Annotated in this window: 11 protein-coding genes and 7 tRNA genes; 3 read left to right on the top strand and 15 right to left on the bottom strand. The window is 52.1% G+C overall.

Going from position 1 to position 11,992, the window contains the following annotated elements; genetic code table 11:
• The first annotated feature begins 89 nt into the window (after window positions 1–89).
• Complete coding sequence (locus tag DBY86_RS02880; RefSeq protein WP_107818815.1) at window positions 90–1,259, top strand: D-alanyl-D-alanine carboxypeptidase family protein; 1,170 nt, start codon at window positions 90–92, stop codon at window positions 1,257–1,259.
• A gap of 124 nt (window positions 1,260–1,383) precedes the next feature.
• Here DBY86_RS02880 and DBY86_RS02875 read toward each other — a convergent pair whose 3' ends face one another.
• The 14 genes from DBY86_RS02875 to DBY86_RS02810 all read right to left on the bottom strand — a co-directional run bounded on the left by DBY86_RS02875 (window position 1,384) and on the right by DBY86_RS02810 (window position 9,267).
• Window positions 1,384–1,956, bottom strand: a complete 573-nt coding sequence (locus DBY86_RS02875; protein WP_002241400.1) for a 50S ribosomal protein L25/general stress protein Ctc — start codon at window positions 1,954–1,956, stop codon at window positions 1,384–1,386.
• A 66-nt stretch (window positions 1,957–2,022) separates the two neighbouring features.
• Window positions 2,023–3,006, bottom strand: coding sequence for a ribose-phosphate pyrophosphokinase (locus DBY86_RS02870; protein ID WP_107818814.1), 984 nt, complete (start codon window positions 3,004–3,006; stop codon window positions 2,023–2,025).
• A 167-nt stretch (window positions 3,007–3,173) separates the two neighbouring features.
• Window positions 3,174–3,249, bottom strand: a tRNA-Gln gene (locus DBY86_RS02865).
• Window positions 3,250–3,261: 12 nt separating this feature from the next.
• A tRNA-Gln gene (locus DBY86_RS02860) sits at window positions 3,262–3,337 on the bottom strand.
• A gap of 12 nt (window positions 3,338–3,349) precedes the next feature.
• Window positions 3,350–3,425, bottom strand: a tRNA-Gln gene (locus DBY86_RS02855).
• A gap of 12 nt (window positions 3,426–3,437) precedes the next feature.
• A tRNA-Gln gene (locus tag DBY86_RS02850) sits at window positions 3,438–3,513 on the bottom strand.
• 12 nt (window positions 3,514–3,525) lie between these two features.
• A tRNA-Gln gene (locus DBY86_RS02845) sits at window positions 3,526–3,601 on the bottom strand.
• 7 nt (window positions 3,602–3,608) lie between these two features.
• Window positions 3,609–4,454 carry a 4-(cytidine 5'-diphospho)-2-C-methyl-D-erythritol kinase gene (ispE, locus tag DBY86_RS02840; RefSeq protein WP_107818813.1) on the bottom strand — a complete coding sequence of 282 codons (846 nt, stop codon included), beginning with the start codon at window positions 4,452–4,454 and terminating at the stop codon, window positions 3,609–3,611.
• 9 nt (window positions 4,455–4,463) lie between these two features.
• Entirely contained in the window at window positions 4,464–5,045 is a 582-nt protein-coding gene (locus DBY86_RS02835) for an outer membrane lipoprotein LolB (RefSeq protein WP_107818866.1), read from the bottom strand.
• 139 nt (window positions 5,046–5,184) lie between these two features.
• Window positions 5,185–7,029 (bottom strand): tetratricopeptide repeat protein, encoded by a 1,845-nt coding sequence (locus DBY86_RS02830; protein ID WP_107818865.1) that lies wholly within the window; start codon window positions 7,027–7,029, stop codon window positions 5,185–5,187.
• 160 nt (window positions 7,030–7,189) lie between these two features.
• Entirely contained in the window at window positions 7,190–8,026 is an 837-nt protein-coding gene (gene panC / locus DBY86_RS02825) for a pantoate--beta-alanine ligase (protein ID WP_107818812.1), read from the bottom strand.
• Window positions 8,027–8,148: 122 nt separating this feature from the next.
• Window positions 8,149–8,940: a 3-methyl-2-oxobutanoate hydroxymethyltransferase gene (panB, locus tag DBY86_RS02820; protein WP_107818811.1), complete on the bottom strand. Its 792-nt coding sequence runs from the start codon at window positions 8,938–8,940 to the stop codon at window positions 8,149–8,151.
• Window positions 8,941–9,081: 141 nt separating this feature from the next.
• A tRNA-Thr gene (locus DBY86_RS02815) sits at window positions 9,082–9,157 on the bottom strand.
• A gap of 34 nt (window positions 9,158–9,191) precedes the next feature.
• Window positions 9,192–9,267: transfer RNA gene (locus DBY86_RS02810), tRNA-Thr, on the bottom strand.
• Window positions 9,268–9,432: 165 nt separating this feature from the next.
• Here DBY86_RS02810 and DBY86_RS02805 point away from each other — a divergent pair.
• Together DBY86_RS02805 and DBY86_RS02800 are read left to right on the top strand one after the other, a co-directional pair.
• On the top strand, window positions 9,433–10,224 hold the full coding sequence (locus DBY86_RS02805; RefSeq protein ID WP_107818810.1) for a polyamine aminopropyltransferase: 792 nt from the start codon (window positions 9,433–9,435) through the stop codon (window positions 10,222–10,224).
• Between the two features lie 54 nt (window positions 10,225–10,278).
• Window positions 10,279–10,920 carry an alpha/beta hydrolase gene (locus DBY86_RS02800; protein WP_107818809.1) on the top strand — a complete coding sequence of 214 codons (642 nt, stop codon included), beginning with the start codon at window positions 10,279–10,281 and terminating at the stop codon, window positions 10,918–10,920.
• 77 nt (window positions 10,921–10,997) lie between these two features.
• Here the strand turns inward: DBY86_RS02800 and DBY86_RS02795 are convergent, their stop codons facing one another.
• Window positions 10,998–11,921 (bottom strand): RluA family pseudouridine synthase, encoded by a 924-nt coding sequence (locus DBY86_RS02795; protein ID WP_107818808.1) that lies wholly within the window; start codon window positions 11,919–11,921, stop codon window positions 10,998–11,000.
• Window positions 11,922–11,992: the final 71 nt, after the last annotated feature.

Genomic DNA, 11,992 nt, shown 5'->3' with positions numbered 1-11,992 from the left:
ACGGCGCGAAAGCAAGAAAAAATCCGCCCGATCAGACACCCTAAGCGTATAATCGGCAGACTGAAACACGCACACAATTAGAATATTTCATGACAGCACATAAAATCCTGCCCGTCCTGCTTTCCATCATCTTAGGCGTTTCTCACGCAACGGCTGCATCGCCCGCGCCCAACAGACCGACGGTACACGCCGCCCCCACGCTCCAAACACCCGAAACCCTCACAGCGGCACACATCGTTATCGACCTTCAAAGCAGACAGACTTTATCCGCCAAAAACATCAATACCCCTGTCGAACCGGCGGCACTAACCCAACTGATGACCGCATATCTGGTTTTCAAAAACATGAAATCGGGAAATATCCGCCCTGAAGAAAACTTAAAAATACCCGAATCGGCATGGAAATCGGAAGGCAGCAGAATGTTTGCCCGTCCCGGCGATACGGTCAGCACCGACAAACTCTTAAAAGGCATGATTGCCCTATCCGCAAACGATGCCGCCCTAACCCTTGCCGGCCGGCTGGGCAACGGCTCGATTGAAAATTTTGTGCAACAAATGAACAAAGAAGCCCGACGCTTGGGCATGAAGAACACTGTATTCAAAAACCCGACAGGCTTGAGTAGAGAAGGACAGGTTTCCACCGCCCGCGATCTCGCCCTGCTGTCTGAAGCATTGATGCGCGACTTTCCGGAATATTACCCGCTGTTTTCCATCAAATCGTTCAAGTTTGAAAACATAGAACAAAACAACCGCAATATCCTTTTATATAGGGACAACAGTGTAAACGGTCTGAAAGCCGGACATACGGAAAGCGGCGGCTACAACCTTGCCGTGTCATACTCCGGCAACGGCAGGCACATCCTTGTCATCACTCTAGGTTCGGAATCGGCGGAAACCCGCGCATCGGACAACAGCAAGCTGCTGAACTGGGCATTGCAGGCTTTCGATACGCCCAAAATATATCCGAAAGGCAAAACCGTTGCCCAAATCCAAATTTCCGGAGGCAGCAAAAAAACCGTCCGCGCAGGCTTTCCGAAAGCAACCTATATCACCGTCCCTCACACCGGGGTAAAAGCGGCCGAACAGATTTTGGAAACCATACAGCCGATTCCCGCCCCGGTAAAAAAAGGGCAGATTTTAGGAAAAATCAAAATCAGGCAAAACGGATACACCGTTGCCGAAAAAGAAATCGCCGCACTGGAAAATGTAGAAAAAAGAAGCCGGTGGCAAAGGCTTTGGACGCGTCTGACAGGGCAGTAATCTGCCGTTTCAAATATCCCGCTTTTCCAACAAATAAAGAAATGCCGTCTGAAACACAGTTCAGACGGCATAAAACAACAGGGCGGTACGTATTGCATACGCGCCGCCCTACTGCTGAAATCAATTAGCGTTTTTTACCGGTAACGGTAGCAACAGCCAGATTTTCGTTACGTTTCAGGGAAACGCTTTCTACACCTTCAGGCAGTTTGATGTCGGACAGATGCAGAATGTCGCCGGCAACCACTTCGGCACAATCCAAATCCAAGAAAGCAGGGATATTGGCAGGCAACGCAACCACTTCAACAGTCGTGTTCAGCAGAGATACGCGACCACCTTGCAGTTTGACCGCTTGGGAGTTTTCTGCGTTAACGATGTGCAGGGGAACGCGGATGCGTACGGGTTGGTCTGCTTTAACGGCTTGGAAATCGATATGTTGAACTTCGCGGCGGAACGGATGCATTTGGAAATCGCGGACGATAACGTCTTTGGTTTCGCCGTTCAGAGACAATTTAATCAACGCGGTATGGAAAGATTCCTTTTCCAATGCGTAGAATACGGTTTTGTGATCCACGGCAATCGCAACGGGCTCTTGACCCTCACCGTACAGAATGCCGGGGATTTGGCCTTCGCGACGCAGGCGGCGGCTCGCACCAGTGCCTTGTGCTTCACGAACAGAGGCTTGAATTTCATAAGTCATGTCAAATACTCCAAGTTAGGTAAAATCGCCGTCATCGGCCGCGACCAGCTTAAGACGGCATCGGGGTTACGGCAGCAGCATGCTGCCTGTCATCACTTCTTCATTGAAAAGATATGAGACGGATTCTTCATTGCTGATGCGGCGGACGGTTTCGGCCAACAGACCGGCAATCGTTACCTGACGGATACGGTCGCAGTTTTTAGCCGCTTCAGACAAAGGAATGGTATCGGTTACGACCACCTGGTCGATTTCGGATGAGGCGATACGGCTGACCGCCTCTCCGGAGAACACGGCGTGGCTGGCATATGCCAAGACACGTTCTGCACCGCGCTCTTTTAGGGCGACGGCGGCTTTGCACAGCGTATTTGCAGTGTCAATCATATCGTCCACAATCAGACAGGTTCTGCCTTGAATGTCGCCGATGATGTTCATGACTTCCGCCACATTGGCTTTCGGGCGGCGTTTGTCGATAATCGCCAAATCGGCATTTAATGATTTTGCCACGGCACGGGCGCGGACGACACCGCCGATGTCCGGGCTGACGACGGTCAGATTTTCAATCCGCTGCTGCTTGATGTCGTTCAACAGAATCGGGGTAGCATAAATATTATCCACAGGAATATCAAAAAAACCCTGAATCTGGTCTGCGTGCAAATCAACGGTCAAAACACGGTCAATGCCCGCCGAATAGAGCATATTTGCCACCAGCTTGGCAGAAATCGGAACACGGACGGAACGCGGACGGCGGTCTTGGCGCGCATAGCCGAAATACGGAATGGCTGCGGTAATACGGCCTGCCGAAGCGCGTTTGAGCGCATCCGCCATTGTCAGGATTTCCATCAGGTTGTCATTGGTCGGCGCGCAAGTAGGCTGAAGGATAAAGACATCGCGGCCGCGTACGTTTTCCAACAGTTCGACGGCAACTTCACCGTCTGAAAACTTGGAAACGGAAGCATTGCCCAAAGAAATGTCCAAATGCTTGACAACACGTTGTGCCAATTCGGGATTGGCATTGCCTGTAAATACCATCAAACTGTCGTACGCAGCCATATTCTCACCTGATTTTATGTTTAACTTCCGCTCAGAAAACACAATGCTTCCCTCCGCTTGTACCAAGCCCGACATTATACCTGCAACATCCGACACAAACAAAGGCATTTCAATATTTTTATTTCTATGAAATAAAAAGCGTGTAAGCAGGCTTACACGCTTTTATCTGGCTGGGGAGGAAGGATTCGAACCTTCGCATGCTGGAATCAAAATCCAGTGTCTTAACCGCTTGACGACTCCCCAACTTGTTTGGCTTGGCTGGGGAGGAAGGATTCGAACCTTCGCATGCTGGAATCAAAATCCAGTGTCTTAACCGCTTGACGACTCCCCAACTTGTTTGGCTTGGCTGGGGAGGAAGGATTCGAACCTTCGCATGCTGGAATCAAAATCCAGTGTCTTAACCGCTTGACGACTCCCCAACTTGTTTGGCTTGGCTGGGGAGGAAGGATTCGAACCTTCGCATGCTGGAATCAAAATCCAGTGTCTTAACCGCTTGACGACTCCCCAACTTGTTTGGCTTGGCTGGGGAGGAAGGATTCGAACCTTCGCATGCTGGAATCAAAATCCAGTGTCTTAACCGCTTGACGACTCCCCAACAATGTTTATACGGACAACAAAGGATGTTTTGAAAGACCCTCTGCCAAATATGCCTCGTACAAACCTGAAACTTGTCGGTATATATTGTATGCGCTATTCCTATCTTGACACGCCGTGAATACACACGCACCAGAACCTGTCATTAAGGCAAATCCATATCGGGACAACTCGGAATAGGCTTTCCAAACTTCAGGGTATTCTTTAAATACAACTGCCTGCATATCATTTCTAAACGGTTGCAGGTTTTGGAAAGTCGGCATTATGCTTGAGGCGGAATCCCGTGTCAAGTCTTCGTGTGTGAAAATTTTTGCGGTGGAAACGTGGGCGAGCGGTTTGACGATAACATACCACTGTTTCGGAATATCCATTTCGTCCAGCCTGTCGCCTATACCCCGCGCAAACGCATTTTTGCCGAAAATAAAAAACGGCACGTCCGCACCCAGCGTTGTACCCAGTTCAATCAGCTGCGGCGTTGTGAGCCCGCACTGCCACCAACGGTTCAACACCAGCAAAACGGTTGCCGCATCCGAGCTTCCTCCGCCCAAACCCGCCCCTGTCGGGATTTTTTTGTCCAGCCATATTTCCACGCCGTCGGGGTTGCACGCATATTTTTGCAGCAGCGATGCGGCACGGTAGCTCAAATCGGCTTCCTGCGGCATTCCGCCGACAGGATTGTGCAGGATGATTTTGCCGTCGTCCCTCGGTTTCAAATATACGGTATCCTGCAAATCTATCAGGCAGAATATGCTTTCGATATTGTGATAGCCGTCTTCCCTCCTGCCGGTAATCCTCAAATCGAGATTCAGTTTGGCAGGGGCGGGAAACGCCTGCCGTCCGTCCGTAATATTCATCTGTCCGCCTTATCTCGTGCGCGCCGCACAGCGTTCCGGGGTTTCGGTTTCAGACGGCATTCCAATCTCGGTGAAAACCAGCCTGATGTTCAAATTTCCGTTATTCAGTTGCAACGTTCGGACTTGCCCCCCACTGTCGGCGGTTCTACCGACAGCCCAACCGTATTGTTCCAATATGCCGTCTGAAAGGATGCGGTAAGGTGCGCGTGCAACCCGTCTGCCGTCTGCCCAGATATGCAGATATTGGATTGGTAATTTGAAACCGACCAGCTGCCTGCTCAAGTCTTCCGCACTCTCTGCCTGATAGACATTTCCTTTGCCGTCCACTGCCAACGCACCGTCTTTGTCTTGACACAACTGCCCGAGTGTACTGCCCAAAGGGGTGTTGATATTGATGGTTTCCACGGGCGGTTGGTATGTCCAGTCAAAATTTGCATACGAACCTTTCCCTTCCGCTTTGACTGCCAACCGCCCTTCCGCCGTGAAACTGCGGGTGTGTTCGGACGGCTGCCACAGGTTTTCGTTATTTTGAGGTAATTGCGCGCAAGCGGTCAAAAGCAGGATGACCGATGCGGATACGGTGTGTTTCATCAGAATTTCCTTAACGGGTGCCATCCTGTCGGCCGGCGGGTTCGGCGTGCCGTGCAAAACGCGTGCGAACTGCATGCCGTTTGCCCGAATGCCGCAGCTTCCCGGCAAACCTTATGCCGTCTGAAAGGATAGACCTGCATTATTTCCGGGGTTTTCGGGAAGATTGGGGCAATGCGATTCCGTAGCGTTTGAGCGTTTCCCGCCATATTTTCTTGTCTCCCGTAAGGTGTGCCGCCTGAGTCCACACGTCAACCGCCTGATCGCGTTCGCCCAATGCCCACAACACCTCGCCTAGATGGGCGGCAACTTCGGGCCCGGGGTCGTTTTCAAACGAATACCGCAGATACGGCAGCGCGCTTTCCGCGTCGCCTTTCAGGTAATACGCCCAGCCTATGCTGTCGTTGACGGCGGTATCGTCCGGGTTGATTTGGTATGCCGTCTGAAGCAGGGCGAAACCTTCGTCCAAACGCTTGGGATCGGTCAGCAGGCTATAGCCCAGATTATTCATAATTTGTGCATTGTCGGGCGTAAGTTTGAGCGCGGTTTCAAGGTCGGCAATCATTTTTTCCCGTTTGCCTGACTGCTCGTAAAAAATGGAACGCTGTGCCAATGCTTCCGCCAAAGGTTCCGCACTTCCCGCCGCCGAAAGTTTGGCGACGATCTTGTTCAGCCCGATCAGGGCTTCCCATTTGTCGGGCAGTTTCGACAGGGCGAGCATCTGTATTTTGGACAAATTGTCTGCCGTAAAATACCGCCCCTGCTGTTCGGGCAGCTTCCTGACCTTCCCGATCTGCCGCAAAGCCGCCCTGCCTCCGTCCAATTCGGCAGCCGCCGCAGCCGCCAGCACGCCTTTGTCGAACAGGTATTCCGGCGCGGACACCTTTTTCAGCCACTGCCTGACTTTGGCGTAATCCCTGCGGTCGGCATATATCATCGCCGCCGTCATTGCCGCCCTGCCCCGCTGCTCCCCCGTCCCCCTACCGTATGCCTTTTCGGCGTAGCCGTCGATAACGGAAGCACCTTCTTTCCGGTTTGCCGCCAATATTGCCGCCTGAATATACAGGTCTGCATTCGGGTTGTGTTCCAACAGCACGTTCAAACGCGCATAGGCATCATCCGGCCTGCGCAGGGAAACCAGATTCATAATTTCCATTTCCTGCCAGACGGCCGAAAGGTTTCGGGTGTCTGTCTGCTCGAAAAAACCGTCGAGTATTTCGGGATATTTGCGTGCAGTCAGACGCAACGTCATTAAAGTGGGGGGCAGTATTTCCGTATCGAGCTTCGCCAAACGCTGTAAAGCTCCGATTGCCTTTTCCTTTTCGCGTCCCTGTACGCTAAACACCACATCGGCAACCGCCGCTTCGGGCAGATGTTCATATTTCAACGCCGCGCGGCGAACCGCTTTCGATACTTTTTGCGCCAACCCATCCTGCTGCACGGCGGCTTGTGCCAGCAGCAAAAATATCCTGCGTTTTTGCACATCGTCCGATTGCGCCAGCACCTCTTCCAATCCGTCCAGATGCTGATTTCCCCCTTCCCTCAGCACGTTCCGCAGCCACCCCGCCCGTTTTTGCGCCTCACCCGGCACAGGCTCGATTTCACGCCATTTCTGATAAATCATTTCCGCCTGTTCAAACGCGTTCAGCGACACGGCCATTTCCAAGGCGCGTTCGGCGACTTCGGGGGATTTTGTGCGTTCCAACATCAGCATATAGCTTGCCAGAGCCGTTCCAGCCTGCCCTTTTTGCAAGGCGGTTTCCCCTCCCAGCAACGTAAATATCTGATTAACCCGTTCGCCCACTGCCGCAAGCCGTGCGCGTTCGTTTTTGATTTCTTCCTCGCTGTAACGCTGATGTTTCCTTAAAACCTTTCCGACTTCCTTCGGCTGTTTCATATCCCCCGCACCGCCTCCGGCGGCAGACACCTGTCCGGCAATCAAGGCTGCCGTCAACACAGTTAACATTTTGAAACGGTTAGGTAGCATAATCATCCTTATATCCGACATTCGTCCGAACTTTCAGACGGCATATAATCAGGCGTAACTTTATCACAAGCAGAATCGTTTGTAGATTTGCGAAACCCCGTTCAAAAAAATAAATGCCGTCTGAAATACTGCTTCAGACGGCATTACCGACGCTTGCGATTCAAGGGAGTTTTATTTCCACATTGTCAATCAGGCGCGTCGTCCCCAGACGGGCGGCGGCCAAGACCACCAGCTTCCTATCTCCCGTCCGTGCCACTTCGAGCGTATCGGCGTGGCGGATTTCGACATAATCGACCGTCCAGCCGTGTTCCGTCAGAGATTGGACGGCGCGTTTTTCCAAACCTGCATAATCCAAACTGCCCTGCTTCAGCGATTCGGCAACCGCCTGCAGCTCGCGGTACAAGCGCGGTGCTTCGGCGCGTTCCTCAACGCTCAAGTACTGGTTGCGGCTGGAGAGTGCCAAACCGTCCGCCGCCCGCCCCGTATCGACGGGGACAATTTCGATGTCGAAATTCAAATCCTCGGTCAAACCTTTAATCACGGCAAGCTGCTGGTAATCTTTTTTGCCGAAACAGGCAACATCCGGCGCGACAATATTGAACAGCTTAGACACTACCGTTGCCACCCCGCGGAAATGTCCCGGGCGGAATTTGCCGCACAATTCGTTTTGCAGATGGGGCGGTTCGACGTTATACCGTTGTTCCACGTTCGGATAGAGTTCTTTCTCATCGGGCGCGAAAACAACGGCAATGCCTTCGGCGGCAAGTTTGTCCGCATCCTGTTGCAAAGTACGCGGATATTTGTCGAAATCCTCGCCCTGACCAAATTGCAAGCGGTTGACGAATATGCTGACAACAACGTTGTCGGCGCGTTTTTTGGCTTCGCGAACGAGGGCAAGATGCCCTTCATGCAGATTGCCCATGGTCGGCACAAATGCCACCTTTCCCGCATTTTTACGCCACGCGCGCAGTTCTCGAATGGTATGTATGATTTGCATTACGGTAATCCTTATTTTACGGGGCTCCTACCCGATGACAGATGCCGATTATACGCGCCGTACATGGCAAAACAAAATGCCGTCTGAATCGGCTTTCAGACGGCATGCTGCATGTAAACCGTTCAGTCTGTAAAGATATGTTCTGCAGCAGGAAAGGTTTTTGCTTTAACTTCTTTGACATACGCACGAACCGCCGCTTGAACGCTATTATGACCCTGCATGAAGTTTTTGACGAATTTCGCCGTCTTACCCGGAAAAATACCGAGCATATCGTGCATCACCAAAACCTGCCCGTCGCAATCCACACCCGCACCGATACCGATGGTCGGACAAGAAACGGATTCAGTTACCTTTTTTGCCAGTTCCGCAGGAACACACTCCATCAACACGACCGCCGCGCCCGCATCGTCATGCGCCTTGGCATCGTTAAGCAACGCCTGCGCCTTACTTCCGCGACCCTGAACCTTGTATCCGCCAAAGGCAAACACGGATTGCGGCGTCAGACCGATATGCGCACAAACCGGAATACCGCGCATTTGCAGGAATTCGGTAGTTTCCGCCATCCACACACCGCCTTCAAGTTTAACCATATGCGCGCCGGCAGCCATCAGTTCGGCGGCAGCAGCAAATGCCTGCTCTTTACCCTGCTGATACGAACCAAAAGGCAAATCACTGACAATCATGACATTTTTCGTACCGTTTGCCACACATTCAGTGTGATAGCACATATCGCGCAGGCTGACGGGCAACGTCGATTTCCGCCCCTGAACCGCCATTCCCAAAGAATCCCCAACCAACAGCACATCCACGCCGGCATCGTCCATCAGCGCGGCAAAACTGGATTCGTAAGCGGTCAGCATCGCGATTTTCTCGCCCGCCGCCTTCATTTTTTGCAGTGTGTTCACAGTAATCATCAGATATTGTTACCCCGCCCTTTTCAGACGGCCTTTTCAGTTTGAAACGGGCTATTATAGTGAAATGCCCGCAGCCCTGCCACCGACCGTGCCGCAAATGCAAAACAGCCCGACTGTTTTGCACAATCGGGCTGTCAAATCTGGTGCCGGCACCAAGAGTCGAACTCGGGACCCCCTGATTACAAGTCAGGTGCTCTACCAACTGAGCTATACCGGCTTACTGAAATGTTTTGCAACACCATCAGCAGAAATGGTGCCGGCACCAAGAGTCGAACTCGGGACCCCCTGATTACAAGTCAGGTGCTCTACCAACTGAGCTATACCGGCAAAGAAGGCGAATTATGCAGGCAACTTCACACTTTGGCAAGGAATTTGTTTGACCCCCTCATAAAAATACACTAAGTATCTTATTTAAAACAAAATTAATTTGAAACAGGACAAGCATCGGCATTCTGATAAAATATCCGCCTTTCAAACCGACCGTTTACACCGATGGCAAGACATCCCTACCGCCGCCTGCGTCCTGCAAAATCCGGCTTTCCCGAAGTCGGCATTTCCGAAGAAGGCAATATCCGTTCGCTTCACTTGGGCAGCGACACCGTTCAAAGCTCGATGAACCTCGACCACCCGTCCGAGCTGGTGCTCTCTTACAGCCGCGCGATGATGGGCTGGCTGCTGTTTGCGGAACGCCTGCCGCAGCATATCACCCAAATCGGCTTGGGCGGCGGCTCGTTTGCACGCTGGATAGATACCTACCTGCCCGATACGCGTCAAACCGCCGTGGACATCAACCCGCAGGTTATCGCCATTGCCCGCAACCTGTTTGAGCTGCCTTTCGAGGGCGAGAAATTTGAAATTATTGAAGCAGATGGTGCGGAATACATCAAAGTCTTCCGCCGCAACACCGATGTGATTTTGGTGGACGGGTTCGACGGCGAACAAATCATCGATACGCTGGTTGAAGAACCGTTTTTCCGAGACTGCCGCAACGCACTTTCTTCAGACGGCATATTCGTTACCAACTGGTGGGGCGGCGACAAACGCTATCAACGCTTCATCGAACGGTTGTTGAGCGTTTTTGAAGGGCGCGTATTGGAACTTCCTGCCGAAAGCCACGGCAATGTCGCGGTAATGGCATTCCAAAGCAGCCCCAAAGAGCAAAACATAGACAAACTCAAAAAACGTGCCGACAAACTGAGCGACGCATACGAATTGGACTTCCACCGCATGCTCGCCGACCTGAAAGCCTCCAACCCCAACAACGGCAAGCATTTCCACCTTTAGGCCGCCATCTTCTCGGCTGCATCGGAATATGCGGAAAATCAAGAGGAAACCATTATGCAAAAACCCGAAACCATACACATACCCGGCCCTGCCGGCATTTTAGAAACCATCCATATCCCGTCCGAACAAACACCGGCACGCGGTGTTGCCGTCATCAATCATCCCAACCCCCTCCAGGGCGGAACAAACACCAACAAAGTTATCCAAACCGCCGCCAAAGCATTGAGCAAACTCGGATTCCACTGCTACCTTCCCAACCTTCGCGGCGTAGGCAACAGCGAAGGCACACACGATTACGGACGCGGCGAAACTCAAGACTGCCTCGCCGTCATCGATTATGCCCGTGCCCAACATCCCGAAGCCCCCGAATTTGCCTTATCCGGCTTCTCCTTCGGCGGTTATGTCGCCACATTTGCCGCACAAGAGCGCATACCCGACCTGTTACTGCTCATGGGCGCAGCAGTCTGCCACTATACCGACCGTCCGGAACCGTCAGCTGTTCCCAACGTTGCAAAAACACTGATGATACACGGCGCGGAAGACGAAGTCGTCGAAATCGGGAAAGCACTGAAATGGGCGGAACCGCAAGATTTGCCCGTCATTACCATCGCCGGTTCCACGCATTTCTTTCATGGCAAACTCATCGTTCTGCGCGACACCATCCTCCGCTTCGCGCCCGTATGCCTGAACGGATAAAGCCCCTTTCAGACGGCATCGATAATATAAAACCCGTATCGGCGGCATCTGCCGATACGGGTTTGCATTTCCTCTCATTATAGGCAAAACCTACTGCAAAACACCCTTTCCCGACCCGACAAAGGATCTGCAAACGCAATCTTTTTTGCCAATAGCTTCAAAGGTTTCCGATAATCCTCGCTTCCCGCTTCAGACGGCACGGGATAGAGCGCGTCATTCAACAGCGGCATACCCAAACCCATCATATGCACGCGCAACTGGTGCTTCTTGCCGGTATGCGGCGTAAGGCGGTAAAGGCTGAATTCCCCTCTGTTTTCAATCAGTTCGACCGTCGTATGTGCGTTTGGTTCGCCTTCCGCCTCTTGCGTCGTAAAAAATTTTTCACCCCTCACCAAACGCGAAACCACATCGATCGGATACGGCAAATCCGTCCTTGTCGGCGCAAGCGCCTCATACGTTTTCCATACCGTTTTGTTTTGAAACATCGTCTGATAGGCTCCGCGCGTAGCAGGATTGTGTGACAGCAGCATCACCCCTGCCGTATCCTTGTCCAAGCGGTGCAGCGGCGTAATGTCTTCAACATTCAAATGCTGCAATTCAGGGCGCAGGCGCAGACGTGTGAGCAGCGTTTCCCTCAAAAAACGCCCGCTGGGGATGACGGGCAGAAAATGCGGCTTGTCCACGACAATCAAATGTTCATCAATATGCAAAATCTTTTCTTCAAACGGAATACGCGGCTCATCCTCACTGCTGGTTTCACGATAATAAAACATCGTCTTACCCGGCTCGAACAAAGTATGTTCATCCAACGCCGCACCATCCGAACCGACCACAAAACCGCTGTTCAACCGCCTGCGCCAATCGTCCGCGCCCACAAAAGGAAAGCGGATGCACAGAAAATGCAGCAGCGGCAGCCCGTAAAACTGCTTTTCATGCGGCAGCACCAAATAACTGGGTTTGACACCGTTCAACAGCGGAAGAGGATTATTGCGTTTTTTCATGCGGCGGATTGTAACCGTTTTTCACAAACTTTTCAGACGGCATATCAGAACATAATTGATAAAAACAAATA

This window comes from Neisseria bergeri (genome assembly GCA_003044455.1).
GTDB classification, from domain to species: Bacteria; Pseudomonadota; Gammaproteobacteria; order Burkholderiales; family Neisseriaceae; genus Neisseria; species Neisseria bergeri.
Note: the sequence above shows the minus strand (reverse complement) of the source record. Positions and strands in the feature narration are given on the sequence as shown.